Annotated in this window: 16 protein-coding genes; 11 read left to right on the plus strand and 5 right to left on the minus strand. The window is 70.6% G+C overall.

The genetic code is table 11. The features are described from left to right. Positions 1-37: 37 nt before the first annotated feature. Positions 38-1,000, minus strand: coding sequence for a class II fructose-bisphosphatase (glpX, locus tag BRM3_RS03775; protein WP_263595387.1), 963 nt, complete (start codon positions 998-1,000; stop codon positions 38-40). Between the two features lie 332 nt (positions 1,001-1,332). Here glpX and BRM3_RS03780 point away from each other — a divergent pair, with 332 nt between their 5' ends. Together BRM3_RS03780 and BRM3_RS03785 are read left to right on the plus strand one after the other, a co-directional pair. Continuing rightward, entirely contained in the window at positions 1,333-1,929 is a 597-nt protein-coding gene (locus BRM3_RS03780; protein ID WP_263594770.1) for a DUF6318 family protein, read from the plus strand. A 157-nt stretch (positions 1,930-2,086) separates the two neighbouring features. Next, positions 2,087-2,905, plus strand: a complete 819-nt coding sequence (locus tag BRM3_RS03785; protein ID WP_263594771.1) for a PKD domain-containing protein — start codon at positions 2,087-2,089, stop codon at positions 2,903-2,905. 51 nt (positions 2,906-2,956) lie between these two features. On the opposite strand, the gene BRM3_RS03790 is transcribed toward BRM3_RS03785, so the two are convergent. Then, positions 2,957-3,877 (minus strand): sugar-binding transcriptional regulator, encoded by a 921-nt coding sequence (locus tag BRM3_RS03790; protein WP_263594772.1) that lies wholly within the window; start codon positions 3,875-3,877, stop codon positions 2,957-2,959. Between the two features lie 295 nt (positions 3,878-4,172). Here BRM3_RS03790 and BRM3_RS03795 point away from each other — a divergent pair, with 295 nt between their 5' ends. From BRM3_RS03795 to BRM3_RS03830, 8 genes are all read left to right on the plus strand, one after another. Next, on the plus strand, positions 4,173-4,643 hold the full coding sequence (locus BRM3_RS03795) for a PTS sugar transporter subunit IIA (RefSeq protein WP_263594773.1): 471 nt from the start codon (positions 4,173-4,175) through the stop codon (positions 4,641-4,643). 77 nt (positions 4,644-4,720) lie between these two features. Further along, complete coding sequence (locus BRM3_RS03800; protein WP_263594774.1) at positions 4,721-4,957, plus strand: PTS sugar transporter subunit IIB; 237 nt, start codon at positions 4,721-4,723, stop codon at positions 4,955-4,957. 39 nt (positions 4,958-4,996) lie between these two features. Beyond that, positions 4,997-6,376 (plus strand): PTS galactitol transporter subunit IIC, encoded by a 1,380-nt coding sequence (locus tag BRM3_RS03805; RefSeq protein WP_263594775.1) that lies wholly within the window; start codon positions 4,997-4,999, stop codon positions 6,374-6,376. A gap of 42 nt (positions 6,377-6,418) precedes the next feature. Next, complete coding sequence (locus BRM3_RS03810; RefSeq protein ID WP_263594776.1) at positions 6,419-7,087, plus strand: class II aldolase/adducin family protein; 669 nt, start codon at positions 6,419-6,421, stop codon at positions 7,085-7,087. A 16-nt stretch (positions 7,088-7,103) separates the two neighbouring features. Continuing rightward, positions 7,104-7,745, plus strand: a complete 642-nt coding sequence (locus BRM3_RS03815) for a histidine phosphatase family protein (protein ID WP_263594777.1) — start codon at positions 7,104-7,106, stop codon at positions 7,743-7,745. A gap of 29 nt (positions 7,746-7,774) precedes the next feature. Then, positions 7,775-8,788 (plus strand): dihydroxyacetone kinase subunit DhaK, encoded by a 1,014-nt coding sequence (locus BRM3_RS03820; RefSeq protein ID WP_263594778.1) that lies wholly within the window; start codon positions 7,775-7,777, stop codon positions 8,786-8,788. 9 nt (positions 8,789-8,797) lie between these two features. Continuing rightward, the gene (locus BRM3_RS03825) at positions 8,798-9,421 is read left to right on the plus strand and encodes a dihydroxyacetone kinase subunit L (RefSeq protein WP_263594779.1); all 624 of its coding nucleotides are present in this window, start codon (positions 8,798-8,800) and stop codon (positions 9,419-9,421) included. A 26-nt stretch (positions 9,422-9,447) separates the two neighbouring features. After that, a complete protein-coding gene (locus tag BRM3_RS03830; RefSeq protein ID WP_263594780.1) occupies positions 9,448-10,068 on the plus strand; it encodes a hypothetical protein in 621 nt (206 codons plus the stop codon). 35 nt (positions 10,069-10,103) lie between these two features. Here the strand turns inward: BRM3_RS03830 and xylB are convergent, their stop codons facing one another. The 3 genes from xylB to BRM3_RS03845 all read right to left on the minus strand — a co-directional run bounded on the left by xylB (position 10,104) and on the right by BRM3_RS03845 (position 13,773). Continuing rightward, positions 10,104-11,495, minus strand: a complete 1,392-nt coding sequence (gene xylB, locus BRM3_RS03835; protein WP_263594781.1) for a xylulokinase — start codon at positions 11,493-11,495, stop codon at positions 10,104-10,106. Positions 11,496-11,632: 137 nt separating this feature from the next. Next, positions 11,633-13,105, minus strand: a complete 1,473-nt coding sequence (locus tag BRM3_RS03840; RefSeq protein WP_263594782.1) for a glycoside hydrolase family 36 protein — start codon at positions 13,103-13,105, stop codon at positions 11,633-11,635. A gap of 71 nt (positions 13,106-13,176) precedes the next feature. Further along, positions 13,177-13,773, minus strand: coding sequence for a hypothetical protein (locus BRM3_RS03845; RefSeq protein WP_263594783.1), 597 nt, complete (start codon positions 13,771-13,773; stop codon positions 13,177-13,179). Positions 13,774-13,927: 154 nt separating this feature from the next. Here BRM3_RS03845 and BRM3_RS03850 point away from each other — a divergent pair, with 154 nt between their 5' ends. Then, entirely contained in the window at positions 13,928-15,235 is a 1,308-nt protein-coding gene (locus BRM3_RS03850; RefSeq protein ID WP_263594784.1) for an FAD-binding protein, read from the plus strand. The last annotated feature ends 11 nt before the right edge of the window (positions 15,236-15,246 follow it).

Genomic DNA, 15,246 nt, shown 5'->3' on the forward strand with positions numbered 1-15,246 from the left:
CCCGCCCGAGAGAAGGGACGGGGGTCCCGCGGGCGCATCATCCCTGATCGGGCCCCTGGCGCAGCCACTGGCTCCACTTCTCGCGGCGATGCTCGGCGTCGACCACGCGCACCGTGCCGGAGGCCGAGCGCATCACGAGGGACTGGGTGAAGATCCGGCCGCGCCCGAAGCGCACGCCCTTGACGAGGTCGCCGTTGGTGACGCCCGTGGCCGCGAAGTAGCAGTTGTCGGAGGTGACCAGGTCGTCCGTGGCAAGCACGCGGTCGAGGTCGTGGCCGGCGTCGACGGCCTTCTGCCGCTCGGCGTCGTCCGTCGGCGCCAGGCGGCCCTGGATCACGCCGCCGGTCGCCTTGATGGCGCACGCGGCGACGATGCCCTCTGGGGTGCCGCCGATGCCCAGCATCATGTCCACGCCCGTCGAGGGCCGCGCGGCCGCGATCGCACCGGCCACGTCGCCGTCCATGATGAACTTGACGCGCGCTCCCGCCTCGCGCACCTCGGCGACGAGGCGCTCGTGGCGCGGACGGTCGAGGATGCACACGGTGACCTCGCCGATCGGCTTGTCCAGCGCCCGGGACACGGCCTCGATGTTGGCGCGCACGGGGTTGCGCAGATCGACCACGTCGGCGGCGTCGGGGCCCACCACGAGCTTGTCCATGTAGAACACGGCCGAGGGGTCGAACATCGTGCCCCGCTCCGCGACGGCGAACACCGACAGGGCGTTGTCGTAGCCCATCGCGGTGAGCCGCGTCCCGTCGATGGGGTCGACCGCGACGTCGACCTCGGGGCCGGTGCCGTCGCCGACGGCCTCGCCGTTGAACAGCATGGGGGCCTCGTCCTTCTCCCCCTCGCCGATCACGACGGTGCCGTTCATGGCGACGGTGTCCATGAAGGTGCGCATGGCGTCGACGGCGGCGCCGTCGGCCTTGTTCTTGTCGCCCGCGCCGACCCAGCGGCTGCCGGCGATCGCGGCCGCCTCGGTGACGCGGACGAGCTCCATGGCGAGGTTGCGGTCGGGACTGTTGGACTGGGGGGTGGAAGGGGCCTGGACATCGTTCTTCGAGGTCACCGTGATTCTCCGTGGTCTGGGGGACGGACGGGCCGATGCCGACGGCCGCACGCGATGGCGACAGCGACATCGGAACTTCTTGCAGTGTAGGAGGAGGGAGGCCTCCGTGGCCACGAAATGCCCTCATTACCTGCGGGAACGGACGAGACGGCAAGGTATCGGCTGGCACTCTCGGATATCCACAACGAGGTCCCCAGGGTGTTGCGCGTGAGGCAATCACGCTACTGTCAGGCGATCTCCACCACGTCCGAAGGGGTCCGGACATGACGCTACGTCGCGCCTTGGTCATCACCGCCGTGTCAGCTCTCGCACTGGGGCTCGCGGCCTGCGAGGGAGGCGCTGACGAGCCCTCACCGTCCAGCACCGCCGCCACGACAACCGCATCCCCGACGGAACCGACGACGGCAAGCGCCACCACCTCGCAGCCCGCCGTCGCAGCGCCCGATCCCAGTGCCTATCCGGGGATGGACGAGCAGACCGAGGAGGGGGCCATGCAGGCGTATAAATTCTTCTGGGACACGCTGATCTACGGATATCAAACCGGAGATTCCACTCCGTTTAGGGGCTTAAGTTCGGCCGATTGTAGCTATTGTATTGATGCCGCGAGAGACATTGACGGGTTTCGCGACCGCGACGAATACTGGGGCCCGGTTGAACTAAGTGAGCACTTCTTGAATGCGCAGTCGGAGGCGGAAGACCAGTTCGTGGTGAGCTACGGGTTCTCGCTCTCTGAGCACGACGAGCCCTCGAACGTAGCTGGGGAACGAACCAGTGACCCAGAAACAGCCTATGGTGCGGCCGGGCGCCTGAAGTGGGACGGCTCCCATTGGGTCGTTCAGGCGGTGGACCTTGAAACTTAGTTGGCACCGTCCTATCACGTTCACAGGGCTGATACTCGCGATAATTTTAGTTCATGGAGGGAGTGCTTGGGCGGGAATCACTGGGGATACCGACGATGATTCGCTAACTGCCGCCGCCAATGAAGCCCTCCGGGTTGCCAAGGCGCACACTCCCACGATGAACCCCGCCAGCGGGGCTAGCAGGAGCCCCATCACGCGCTCCTGGAAGCGCATCGATCGCGTCACCAACCCGTGTTCGGCAGACCCCACCCAGTCCGACAGCTGCTTCTTCCCGGTGGCGGCGTGCAGCGGGCGGAATGCCGCGAACGCGGCTACCGGAGGCGACGCGGGATGGACGGCCCAGAGCGGCACCGAGACCGATCGCCGCACGGGGGCGTCCTCGAACCTCGGCTTCCGCTGTGTCGACGTCAACGGCAACCCCGTGACACCCGATGGGGCCTCCATCGTCATCACCGTCACCCAGCAGGACTTCGCGTCCCTTCCCGTGCAGCCCGCCGTCGCCCACGCCGGGCCGTCCGTCGGCTATCTGCCCGTCGGCATGGACCTGATCGTCTACGCCGAGGCGACCGAGCAGACTCTCGACACCACCCTGCTGGCCACCCCGGTGCGCGTACGCGCCACCCCCGTCCGCTACCACTGGGACTTCGGCGACGGGAACTCCCTGGACACCTCGACGGCCGGGCGCCCCTATCCCGACCGCGACATCACCTCCCAGTACGCCCACGAGGGCTGGTACGACGTCACGCTCACGACCACCTACTCGGGCCAGTTCTCCGTCAACGGCGGGGCCTGGCAGGACATCGACGGCACCATCACCGTGGACTCCGACCCGGTCGCGCTCTACTCCAGGTCGTTCGAGTCCCGTCTCGTGGACCCGAACACGGCACCCGACGACGCCGAGACCCTCGACCTGCCCCCGCGCACCCCCGACACCGAAGGGCCTCGCGCCGAGTCACCGCGCCACCGCACGGCGTGACGCAGGGCCGGGAACACCGCCCAACATCCCGCCATGCCCCGCCGGTGACGGTCACTGCCCGGCGAGCAGCGCCTCCGCGACGCCGTTGTCCGTGACCAGGGCGTTCGCGAGCCCTGAGCGCACGGCCACACGAATGGCCTCCGTCTTCTCCTCGCCGCCGCCGATCATCAGCCGCGTGCCGACGGCCCGCATCTGCGTGAGGGACAGGCCCACCACCCGCTCGTCGAGGGGCGAGGCGATGCGCGCACCGTCCGCACCGAAGAATCGCGCGGAGATGTCCCCGACCGCGCCGCGCCGACCCAGGTCGTCGAAGACGCTCCCGTCGACCCACGCGGACCAGAACTTGCGCGCGGTCTCGAGACCGCCGACGCCGACGACCAGCAGATCCGCCTGCTCGGCCCCGGCCAGGGCGCTCCGCAGCCCCGGGTCACGCAGGAGCGACTGCGCCGACTCCCGATCCCGGGCGATGAGCGGCGCGGGCAGGCCGAACACCGTCGACCCCACGGCACGGGCGAGCGCCGAGGCGACGTCGTGCGGGTCCGCGCCGCTGGCCTGGCCGGGACGACCGCCGCCGACCGGGAAGATCTGGAGATGCGGAAGGGAGAGCTCCCTGACGTGGGCGACCGCGTCCCGCACCGACTCGCTCAGCCCGAGCGTCACACGCTCCGCCCGCGGCAGCAGCTCCCGGATGGCGCGCCCTCCCGCGCGACCGAGCGAGCACGAGTCCTCGGACCGCGGGGCCACCCACGTGGCCCGCAGCCCGAGCGAGGCGGCGAGGCGCCGCTCGAGGTCGGCGAACGCGGGCTCCTCGCTGTGCACCGTGATCTCGACGATCTTCTCCTGGCGGGCCTCCGCGAGGAGGCGTGTCACCTTGACCCGGGAGAGCACCAGAAGGCGCGCGATCTCGGCATGCGTGAGCCCCTCTTCGTAGTAGAGGCGGGCCACACGGCCCAGCAGTCTTCGATCCGTCATCCGACTCCTCCCGGTCGGCACCTATCTTCTCCCGCAGCCGCGAGGGCTCGACCGTCTCGATCGGGACCAAGGGCCTTGACTTCCCCTCAGAAGCATCCAAAGATGGGTACATTCGTACAGCGCGTTGCACAAAAGTACACCGATGCTGGACCTCAGGGACGAGGCTCGACTCTCCGGATGAGTCACGATCCTGAGGTGAGGCCGTCGGCGTCCGTTCGCCGGCACCGCCTCGGGACCACAGACGGGGTGCTCCGCGCCCCGACCGCATGCCGGATCTGACCAAGGAGGGTGGATCGTGCACAAGGACCTGATTCGGAGGGATCTCGTCCAGCTGGACTGGATGGTGGCCGACCAGGACGAGTTCTTCGACCAGATGGTCGGCAAGCTCGAACGCCTGGGCTACGTCAAGGACACGTTCCGTGCGGCCATCGCCGCCCGCGAGCAGAAGTTCCCGACCGCGCTGCCCACGCAGCCGGAGGCGATCGCGATCCCGCATTCCGACGTCGAGCACATCATCCGGCCGTTCATCGCCCCGACGCGCCTGATGGCGCCCATCGGGTGGCACGAGATGGGCAACGACGAGAACGAGCTCCAGGTCCGCTTCATCTTCATGCTCGGATTCACCGGCGGTGACGGGCACGTGGAGCTGCTCCAGATCATGCTCGACAACTTCATGGACGACGACTTCATCCCGCGGCTCGAGGGCGTGAAGACCGACGACGACTTCTACGAGCTCATCCGATCCATGCGCGGCATGGAGTTCTGAGAACCGAGAGAAAGGCTAGAAAAATGGCTGCAAAGGTGATTGTTGCGTGTGGCAGCGGGGTTGCGACGTCGCAGACCGTGGCGAGCAAGGTGACGCGTCTGCTCAAGGAGGCGAAGGTCGACGCCACGGTCGAGGCCGTGGACCTCAAGTCCGTCGACCGGTACCTCAACGGCGCCGCCGCCTACATCACGATCGTGCGCGAGAAGAAGGAGCGCTCGATCCCGACCAGCAACGGGATCGCGTTCCTCACCGGCGTGGGTCAGGACCAGGAGTTCCAGAAGCTCGTCGACGCGATCAAGGCGTCTCAGGGCTGAACCGAGCCCTGAGCCTTCATTCAGACGGAAGAGCAGACAATGCAGGTCCTCCAAGACTTCTTCAACTTCATCCTGTCCCTGGGTGCTGCGATCTTCGTGCCGATGATCATCATCATCGCGGGCCTCATCGTCCGGATGAAGGTCAAGGACGCCATCTCCTCGGGCGTGATCCTCGGCGTCGCGTTCTCGGGCATGACCATGCTGATCAGCTACATGACGGGGGCCATCACCCCCGCCGCTGAGCAGATGGTCAAGACGATCGGCGTCAACCTCCCCATCACCGACGGCGGCTGGACCACGATGTCCACGATCTCGTGGTCGTGGCCGTACGCGTTCCTCATGTTCCCGGTGGTCATCGGGATCAACATCGTCCTGATCCTGCTCAAGCAGACCAACACGTTCAACGCGGACCTGTGGAACGTCTGGGGCAAGATCTTCACCGCCGTCGCGGTGTACTACATCACCAACAGCGTCGCCCTCGCCTTCGTGATCGCCGCGATCCAGACGGTCTTCGAGCTCAAGAGCGCCGACTTCCACCAGTACCGCGTCGAGCACCTGTCCGGCATCCCCGGCGTGACCATCACCCACAAGATGGTGTTCCTCGCCGCGCCCATGTATCCGATCGACTGGCTGCTGCGGAAGATCCCGGGGCTGAACCGCTCGTTCAACGCCGAGGACCTGCGCAACAAGGTCGGCATCTTCGCGGAGAACCACATCCTGGGCTTCCTGCTCGGCATCGTGTTCGGCCTGCTCGCGCGGTTCGGGATCGCCGAGACCCTGACCCTCGCGATCCAGTGCGCGACCGCTCTGACCCTGTTCCCCGTCATCTCGAAGTACTTCATGCAGGCACTCGAGCCGATCTCCAACGCCGTCTCGGAGTTCATGCGCAAGCGCTTCCAGGACCGCGAGCTGTTCGTCGGCCTGGACTGGCCCTTCTTGGGCGGTGCGAACGAGATCTGGCTCGCCGTGATCTGGACCGTCCCGGTCACCCTGCTGATGTCCTTCATCCTGCCGGGCAACGAGATCCTGCCCTTCGCCGGCATCATCAACATCGCGATCGCCGTGCCCGCCTACTTCGTGTGCCGCGGCAACATCATCCGGATGCTGATCCAGTGCACGATCTTCGTGCCCGTCTTCCTGTACGTGGGCACCGCGTTCGCCCCGTTCATGACGCAGCTGGCCAACACCACGCACGCCGTGGACCTCAAGCCCGGCCAGCTCATCTCCAACTCGAGCATCGACGGGCCCATCTTCACCTACGCGTTCTCGCACTTCATGGAAGTGGTCAACGGGAACTGGCTGCCGCTCGGCGTGCTCGTCGTCTGGGTCGTGTGCTTCGTCTTCTACGCCCGCAGCCTCCTGCGGGAGCGCAACGCCGCGCTCGCGGCGAACGACCTGGACGTCGCCGCCGCCGAGTGACCGGAACGCCGTTTCCCCCCATCAGAAAGTGAGCAGAGAACAATGTTGGAGTCACTGAAGAAGGACGTCTGCGCGATCGCCAAGCGCGCCCAGCACGACGGCCTGTGCAAGCACAAGTCCGGGAACTTCAGCGCGAAGGACCAGGAGACCGGGCTGATCGTCGCGACCCCCGCGGGCCTCGACCGGGAGATCATGAGCCCCCGCGACCTGGTCGTGATGGATCTGGACGCCCGGGTGATCGAGCACGAGTCCGGGCTGCGCCCCACGAGCGAGGTGCTCATGCACATCGCGATCTACCAGGAGCGTCCCGAGGTCACAGCGATCGCGCACACCCACTCGGCGTACGCGACGGCGTTCGCCGTGCTGGGCAAGCCGATCCCGGCGATCGTCTACGAGGTCGCCAACCTCGGCCTCACCAAGGGACGCATCCCGGTCGCCCCCTACGGCCGCCCGGGCACCCCGGCGCTCGCCGCCAACATCATCGAGGGGGTGCGGGAGGCCGACTGCGTGCTGATGGAGAAGCACGGCTCCGTCGCGGTCGACGATCGCGACATCTATGAGGCGTTCCTCAAGGCGGCGTACATCGAGGAGCTCGCCGAGCTCTACCACCACGTGCTCACGGCCAACGGGGGTGTCGAGCCCGAGGCGTTCGCCCAGGACGAGCTGCAGAAGTGGGCGTACCCCTCCGAGATCACCTTCCCCGAGAAGTGACGGGGGCCCCGCGGCCATGCGCATCTTCCTGATCCGGCACGGACGGCAGTCCGACGCGCGGTGCAACGTCGACGTCGGCCTCTCGGAGGAGGGCCGGCGGCAGGCAGCACTCGTCGCCGAGCGCATGGCCGCGTGGGGTCTCGAGGCCCTGTACGCGAGTGACATGGTGCGGGCCCGGGAGACCGGCGCCATCGTCGGCGAGCGGCTCGGGCTGCCGGTCGAGGTCGTGCCGCAGCTGCGGGAGCTCGACTTCGGCGACCTGACAGGTCTGACGGACGCCGAGACCGGCCGCGGCTTCGCCGACTTCAAGGCGCAGCAGGCGGCCATGGCCTCCGACCTGCGCTATCCGGGCGGGGAGACCATCGGGGAGGTCGTGGCGCGCGCCGTCCCCGCCTTGCAGGCGATCGCCGAGGGTGGCCACGGGACCGTCGCCGTGGCCACCCACGGCGTCGTGATCCGCGCCCTGATCGCGCACATCCTCTGCGCGCCCCTGGCCCGCTGGCGCCTGGCCTCGACGACGCTCGAGAACGGGAGCCTCACGGAGATCTCCTACGACACCCGCCTCGAGGAGTTCTCCGTCCAGCGGGTCAACGACTTCGCCCACCTCGAGCCCCACCCCGAGCTGCTGCGCAGCGCGTGGGGCGTGAGCGAGAACTGACAGCACAGACGAACGACAGGAGTTCAGCGATGGAGATGAAGAAGATCATGAATCGCGCCGATGACTTCGTGCGCGACACCATGGAGGGCATCGCCGCGGCATACGGCGACAAGGTCACGCTGCTCGACGGGGACCACCGGGTGCTGGTCACGGGCTATCCCGTCGCCGAGAAGAAGGTCGGCATCGTGACCGCCGGCGGCAGCGGGCACCTCCCCCTGTTCCTCGGCTACGTGGGCGAGGGCATGCTCGACGGCTGCGCCGTGGGCGAGGTCTTCGCCTCCCCGTCGGCCGAGAAGATGACCGACATGATCCGGGCGTGCGACCGCGGAGCCGGCGTGCTGTGCCTGTACGGCAACTACAACGGCGACCGGTTCAACTTCGCGATGGCGTGCGAGGAGGCCGAGTTCGACGACATCGAGACGCGCCAGGTGATCGCGCGCGACGACGTCGCCAGCTCCCCGGCGGAGAACGCCGACAAGCGGCGAGGCGTGGCGGGCATCGTCTACGCCTACAAGATCGCCGGCGCCGCGGCCGCCCAGCTCAAGTCCCTCGAGGAGGTCGGGGACCTCGCCGAGCGGGCGCTCGCGAACACCCGCAGCATGGGTGTCGCGCTCTCCCCGTGCATCGTCCCGAAGGTCGGGTCGCCGACCTTCACCATCCCGGCCGACCAGATCGAGATCGGGATGGGGATCCACGGCGAGGCCGGCATCGAGGTGCGCCCGATGATGACCGCCGACGAGATCGCCGAGGTCATCCTCGACGCGATCACGACGGACATGCCGCTGAGCACGGGCGACGAGGTCTCGGTGATGGTCAACGGCCTGGGCGCGACCCCGCTCGAGGAGCAGTTCATCGTCTACCGCGCCGTGCATCGGCGTCTCGCGGACGCCGGCGTGAGCGTCGTGATGCCCCACATCGGCGAGTTCGCCACCTCGATGGAGATGGCGGGCCTGTCCATCACCGTCCTCAAGCTCGACGCCGAGCTCAAGGAGCTGCTGCTCGCCCCGGCCCGCACGCCCTTCTACACGAACCTGAACAAGTAGGTGATCACGATGGTGGATCGAGCATCGATCGCGAAGGCCGTCACGTCCATCGGCGGCCTCATGAGCGAGAACCGGGACTACCTCGTCTCGCTCGACCAGGTCAACGGCGACGGGGACCTCGGCATCTCGATGGACGACGGCTTCCGGGCGCTCTCGGCGTTCCTGGACGGCAGCGACGAGGAGGATCTGGGCCAGCTGCTGCGGCAGGCCGCCAAGGTCTTCAACGAGTCCGCTCCGTCGTCCCTCGGCACGATCATCAGCTTCGGCCTGATGGGGATGGCCAAGACGCTGCGGGGACGCACCGAGGTCGAGTTTCCCGAGATGGCCCGGGCCCTCCAGGCCGGGGTCGAGAACATCATGGCCAAGGCCGAGTCGAAGCCTGGGGAGAAGACCATCCTCGACGCTCTCGTGCCCGGGGCGAACGCCCTCGTGGACGGCGCGGACGGCGATGTCGACGCGGCGCTCGAGGCCGCGGCCACGGCCGCGGCCGAGGGATCGGAGGCGACCACGCAGATGCGTGCGGTCCACGGTCGTGCCGCCTACTCCGCGGCACGCAGCATCGGCGTGCTCGACGGCGGCTCGGTCGTCGGCAAGCTGATCTTCGAGGGGATCGCGTCCGCGCGGTCGGCGTGAGCGGGCGGGCAGCGAGGATGGGGATCGTGCACACCGCCGACGTCCGCCACGACCTGCGGCTGGTCCGTGCCTACATCACGTTCCGCAACGCGAAGGTGTGGCCCACGCGCAAGCTCCAGCGGTCGCTCATCGCGGCCATCCTGGTGGCGGTCGGGTTCATGGTCACGCCCGGCCTGCTGCGCGATGCGCTGTGGGTGGCGGCCGCCCTGGTCGTGGTCTGGGTGCTCGTCGGCGACCGCGTCCTGGCGCTGCTCCGCCTGCTCCGGGACCCGTACCGTCGCACGGGGCGGGCGGAGCGGTACGAGTTCGGCGACAGGACGTTCCGTCGCGCGGCGGAGCCCGCCGATGACGCCCCAGCCCGCCCGTATGCGCACGTCACCGCGATCTACGCCGACGACGCGTACTGGTATCTGTGCCTGCGCACGGGCGAGATCTGCATCGTCGACCAGACGGCGGTGGATGGCGGCTCGACCGCGCCGGCGGCCTTCGAGCGCTTCCTGGCGCAGAAGGCGGACACGGAGGTCACGAGGCTGGACCTGAGCCTCTCCTCGCGGGCCCACCAGGCCCAGGAGTCCCGCCGCTCCTACCTCCACAGCCGCCGGGGCTCCTCGATCTTCAGCCGGAAGGGCCTCCACGAGGACGCCTGAGGGCACCGCGGCACGACCCCGACCGGGCCGAGGCCTCATGCCCAGTCCGCGGTGCGCTCCTTGAGCTCCTCGTAGGCGCGCAGCACCGCGGGCGTGGGCTCGGCGGCGGACGCCTCGCAGTGCACGGGCTCCCAGGCCGGGGGCTGGGCGGATCCGGCGAGCGCCCACGCCGCCTGGCGGGCGGCGCCCAGCGCCACGTACTCCGCCTCGTCGGCGACGAGCACCTCGCGGCCGAACACCGCGGGGGCGAGGGCCCGGACGGCCGCGGACTTCGCGGCCCCGCCGATGAGCAGGATGCGTCGGGCCGGGAGGCCGTTCTCGGCCTCGAGGGCGGCGATCCCGTCCGCGAGCGAGCACAGCAGCCCCTCGACGTGGGCGCGGGCGACGTCCTCCCGGCTCGTCGTCGTGGTCATGCCTGTGAGGGTCGCGCGGGCGTCGGGACGGTTCGGCGTGCGCTCGCCGTCGAAGTAGGGCAGGAGCGTGACGCCCCGGGCGGCCGGCTCGCTCGCCAGGGCCAGGCGGGAGAGCTCGGCGTGGTCGACGCCCAGGAGCGCTCGGCCGACCTCGAGGATCCGGGCCGCGTTGATGGTCGTGGTCATCGGCAGGAACCGACCGGTCGCGTCCGCGAAGCCGGTGACGATGCCGGTCGCGTCGGTCGGGCGGACCTCGGAGACCATGGCGCAGACCCCGGAGGTGCCGATGGAGACCGACACGTCCCCGGGCCTCAGGTCGAGCCCGAGGGCGGCCGCCATGTTGTCGCCCGTCCCGGCGGCGAGCGGCACTCCCGCGTCGGTCGCGGCCATGACCTCGGACGGCACGGACGGCAGACGGGGCAGCGTGAGCTCGTGGCCGAGCGCCGCGGCGGCGAGGCGCCGGTCCCAGTCGTCGGTGCGGGTCGAGAAGTAGCCGGTGCCCGAGGCGTCGCCGCGGTCGGTGAAGGGCTCCGTGCCCGGCGCCGCGAGGTGGAGCGAGACCAGGTCGTGGGGCAGCAGCACGCGGGCCGCCCGGCGGGCGATGTCGGGCTCGTGGTCGGCCACCCACCGCAGCTTGCTCGAGGTCATCGAGGCCACGAGCAGGCTGCCGAGCTCCTCGGCGCACGCGGCCGGGCCGCCCATCTCCTCGATGAGCGTGCGGGCCTCGGCGGCGGAGCGGGTGTCGTTCCACAGCAGGGCGTCGCGGACCGGTGCGCCGTGCTCGTCGAGCAGCACCATGCCGTGCTGCTGCCCGCCGACGGCGATCGCGTCCGCGCGGGCGAGCAGCGGGCCGGCGGCCTCGTCGACCGCGTCGAGCCAGCACTGCGGGTCCACCTCGGTGCCGTCGGGGTGGGCGGCGCGGCGCTCCTCGAGCACCTCGCCGCTGTCGGCGTCGACCAGGAGCGCCTTGGTGGACTGGGTCGACGAGTCGATGCCGAGCACGAGCGGTGCCATGGTCCGGCCTCTCTGTCAGGCGGTCGCGGGCGGCGCCGTCGAGCTCGCACGGCGGTGCCGGGGTCAGATCCGCACCGTACCCCGGACCCTGCCGTCCGCGGCGGCACCCGCGCGAGCCCGAGGCGGCACGCGCCTGCTCAGCGTGCGGGCAGCAGACGGAAGATGCGCGCCGAAGGCTCGCCGGTCGGGTTGCGCAGCCGGGCGATGCCGTCCTCCCCCACCGAGGCGTCCCACGCCGGGAGTGCGCGCGGGAAGACCTGGTCGAGCCTCGGCGCCGTGCCCGCGGGCAGGGGGACCTCGATCGGCCTGCCGTCCGCCCGCCGGTCCCAGACCAGGAGGGTCGAGGAGCCCGGGCCGCGCAGACCGAGGGCGACGGTGTCGTCGTCCCAGCCCGGCAGGCCGAGCGGCCAGAACGGCACGCAGCGAGGGAGGTCCTCGCGCCTCTCCCGGTACAGGGCGACCGCCTCGAGGACCAGGGCGAGCTGGTCGGGTCCCAGGCACGGCAGGAACCCGGAGAGATAGAGGCGCCCGGCGAGGCCGGTGGTCAGCGTGAACGCGACCTGCTCCAGGGTCATGTCGGGATGCGGGTAGGCCCAGTTCGCCGCCTGCTCGGGCAGGATCGACATCGGGGCCGAGGCCGCGATGGGCGGGTACGCGAGCGGATCCTGCTGGTCCGAGGTCGACTGCAGCTGGGTGCGCGAGGTGATGGCGACGTCGGCGCGCATGGCCCCGGAGCTGCAGCTCTCGAGGATGAACGCGGGATGCCGGGCCCGGAGACCGTCCAGGACGTCCTGCACGGCGCGGCAGTGCCCCAGCAGGCCCTCCCCCGCCGAGTCCGCGTCGCGATCGGTGCCGACGCCGGGGTCGATGTTGTAGTCCATCTTGACGTAGCCGGCGCCGAGCTCGTCCACCAGACGGTCCAGCACCCCGTCCACGTGGGCCCGCGCGGCGGGATGGCGCAGATCCAGGTGGAAGCGGCCGTGCTCGACCACGCGCTGGCCGTGGAGCTGGAGGAACGCCTCGGCCGGGAGCTCGTCGGCGACGGGGCTGTGCACGCCGACGACCTCGGGCTCGATCCAGAGCCCCGCGATCATGCCGCGGTCGCGGATCGCGCCGATCACCTCGCCCAGGCCGCCCGGGAAGCGCGTGCTCGAGGGGGTCCAGGCCCCGACGCTGTCCCACCAGTCGCCCGAGTCGTCGTACCAGCCGGCGTCGATGCAGAACACCTCGGCGCCGACCCGTGCCGCGGCGTCGACGAGCGGGAGCAGCCGCTCGGTCGTGGGGTCGCCGTCGAGCGTGTTCATGTAGTCGTTGTAGACGAGCCGCGGGGCCCGGTCGTCCGGATGGGCGACGCGGGCCGCCCGCCGGAATCCGGTCAGCCGGGCCACGGCGTCCTCGAGGGTGCCGGCGACGGTGACGGTCGCGGGCACGGACTCGACGCTCTGCCCGGGCCGCAGCACGGTGCTCCAGCCGTGGTCGGCGAGCGTGGGCCCGGACAGGGCCACGTACCCGTCGCGCAGGCCGTCCCCGATCTCCCAGCGCCACGGACCGTTGTGCTCGATCTGCCACGCCCACGTGGTCCCGGTCGCCGCCGCGGTCACGGCCGCCACCGGCAGGACGCGGCCCGTCGACCAGGTCCCGTCGGAGGAGAAGATGACGGCGCCGCGCGGCTCCTGACCGGTCAGCTCCGCCGCGAGGCGCGGGTAGAGGGCCTGCGTCGCCGGCGTCGTCGACCAGCGTCCTCTCCGAGCCAGTCGCTGCGGCCGTGGTGGATGCTGACGTCCGCGAGCGCGCCGCCTTGTGCGGCCGCCGCGGGTGGGGCGTCGGCGCGCGTCGCACCGAGCCCGCTGACCCACGAGGTCACGGCGCGCAGGGCCACCGACCGGTCGCCGTCGTTGGTCACGAGGAGGCGGGAGCGCACGGCGGCGGCGTCGCCCACGACCTCGAGGATCTGCTCGGTGACCAGGCCCGTCGCCTCGTCGCGCGCGTGCAGCACCAGCTCGCGTCCGGTCGGCGTGGGCCGCTCCTCCCATCCCTCGAGCACGCTGCGCTCGCCGACGACGGTGCGGACCAGCCGGGGGCCGGCGAAGCTGCGTCCCTCGGCCACCGTCAGCACCTCGGCGAGCGGCCGGGGCGCCGTGATCCGGGCGTCGTGGCCCGCGATCGTCAGCCGGGTGAGGCAGGCCGGCCCCGACGACGCGGCGGTCAGCTCGAGCTCGACCGGGCCGTGCCCCCACCGGATGCTCCGGGGCGGGGTCTCGTGCTGCGTGCCGCTCATGTCGTCTCCTCGTCGAGTCCTCGCGCGGTCGGCCCGTGCGCGCCGGCGGCACCCGCGCCGAGCCGGATCATCCTATGGGCGCGAGGGCGGCCGGGCCCGCCCCTGCACCTGGTTGGATGGCCCCATCCGACCGCTCCTCAGAGACGAGGCATCCATGAGCACGACACCCGCCGGCAGCACCTGGTCCCAGACCTACGCGTACACGGCGCGCGAGCTGATCGAGCCGCGGTCGCTCGACGAGCTGCGCGAGACGGTGGCCGGCGCGCGACACGTGAGGGCGCTCGGCGCCCGGCACTCCTTCAGCGCGATCGCCGACTCCCCGGGCGTGCTCGTCTCGCTCGGGCGCCTGCCGGCCGACATCTCCGTGGCCCCGGACCGCCGCAGCGTGACGGTGGGCGGCGGCGTGCGCTACGGCGAGCTCGCGCGGGAGCTCGACGCGCAGGGGCTCGCGCTCGCGAACATGGCCTCCCTCCCCCACATCTCGGTGGCGGGCTGCATCGCGACCGCGACCCACGGCTCGGGTCTCGACAACCGCAACCTCGCGGCCGCCGTGCGCGGTCTGGAGATCGTGACGGCCGACGGGGACCTGGTCGCAGTGAGCCCGGCCGGGGACGCGGACTCCTTCGAGGGCCTCGTGGTGGGGCTCGGCGCGTTCGGGGTGGTCACGAGGGTCACCGTGGAGGTCGAGCCCGCCTTCGCTGTCCGCCAGGCGGTCTATCTGGACCTGCCCGCAGCGGTGCCCGACGTCGAGGCGCTCGACGCGGTGCTGGGGTGCGCGTACTCGGTCAGCCTCTTCACCCGCTGGCAGGGCCCGAGCTTCGAGCAGGTGTGGGTCAAGCAGAAGGTCGGCGGGTCCAGGGCGGCTCTCGGCGTCCCCTCCGACGAGGCCTCCGCCTTCCCCGACACCCTGGCGGGTGCGACGAGGGCGCAGGCGCCGATCCATCCGCTGCCGGCCCTGCCGGCGCGCAACTGCACCGATCAGAGCGGGGCGCCGGGACCGGTGCACGAACGGATCCCCCACTTCCGCCTCGAGTTCATGCCGTCGGCGGGCGACGAGATCCAGAGCGAGTACCTGATCGGGCGCGAGCATCTGGCCGAGGCCGTGGTGGCGGTGCGGGCGCTCGCCCGCCGGCTCGACCCCGTGCTGCACGTGAGCGAGATCCGGACCGTCGCGGCGGACGATCTCTGGATGTCCACCGCGCAGGGGCGCGACAGCGCGGCCCTGCACTTCACGTGGAAGCGGGATCCCGAGGGCGTGGCCGCGGTGCTCCCCGTGCTCGAGGCGGCGCTCGAGCCCTTCGCCCCGCGCCCGCACTGGGGCAAGGTGCACCGGATCGCCCCCGAGGTGGTGCGGGACCGGTACCCGCTGGCCGATCGCTTCTCGGATCTCGTCGCGCGATGGGACCCCGAGGGCACGTTCGGCAACGAGATGCTGAGGGGCCTGCGCATCACTCGGCCATGAGGCGATCGAGG

This window comes from Brachybacterium huguangmaarense, from assembly GCF_025725725.1.
GTDB classification, from domain to species: domain Bacteria; phylum Actinomycetota; class Actinomycetes; order Actinomycetales; family Dermabacteraceae; genus Brachybacterium; species Brachybacterium huguangmaarense.

Coding starts and splice junctions, on each gene's coding strand:
- glpX (WP_263595387.1), bottom strand. CDS start 1,000: ATGGAGCTCGTCCGCGTCACCGAGGCGGCCGCGATCGCCGGCAGCCGC.
- BRM3_RS03780 (WP_263594770.1), top strand. CDS start 1,333: ATGACGCTACGTCGCGCCTTGGTCATCACCGCCGTGTCAGCTCTCGCA.
- BRM3_RS03785 (WP_263594771.1), top strand. CDS start 2,087: ATGAACCCCGCCAGCGGGGCTAGCAGGAGCCCCATCACGCGCTCCTGG.
- BRM3_RS03790 (WP_263594772.1), bottom strand. CDS start 3,877: ATGACGGATCGAAGACTGCTGGGCCGTGTGGCCCGCCTCTACTACGAA.
- BRM3_RS03805 (WP_263594775.1), top strand. CDS start 4,997: ATGCAGGTCCTCCAAGACTTCTTCAACTTCATCCTGTCCCTGGGTGCT.
- BRM3_RS03810 (WP_263594776.1), top strand. CDS start 6,419: ATGTTGGAGTCACTGAAGAAGGACGTCTGCGCGATCGCCAAGCGCGCC.
- BRM3_RS03815 (WP_263594777.1), top strand. CDS start 7,104: ATGCGCATCTTCCTGATCCGGCACGGACGGCAGTCCGACGCGCGGTGC.
- BRM3_RS03820 (WP_263594778.1), top strand. CDS start 7,775: ATGGAGATGAAGAAGATCATGAATCGCGCCGATGACTTCGTGCGCGAC.
- BRM3_RS03825 (WP_263594779.1), top strand. CDS start 8,798: ATGGTGGATCGAGCATCGATCGCGAAGGCCGTCACGTCCATCGGCGGC.
- xylB (WP_263594781.1), bottom strand. CDS start 11,495: ATGGCACCGCTCGTGCTCGGCATCGACTCGTCGACCCAGTCCACCAAG.
- BRM3_RS03845 (WP_263594783.1), bottom strand. CDS start 13,773: ATGAGCGGCACGCAGCACGAGACCCCGCCCCGGAGCATCCGGTGGGGG.
- BRM3_RS03850 (WP_263594784.1), top strand. CDS start 13,928: ATGAGCACGACACCCGCCGGCAGCACCTGGTCCCAGACCTACGCGTAC.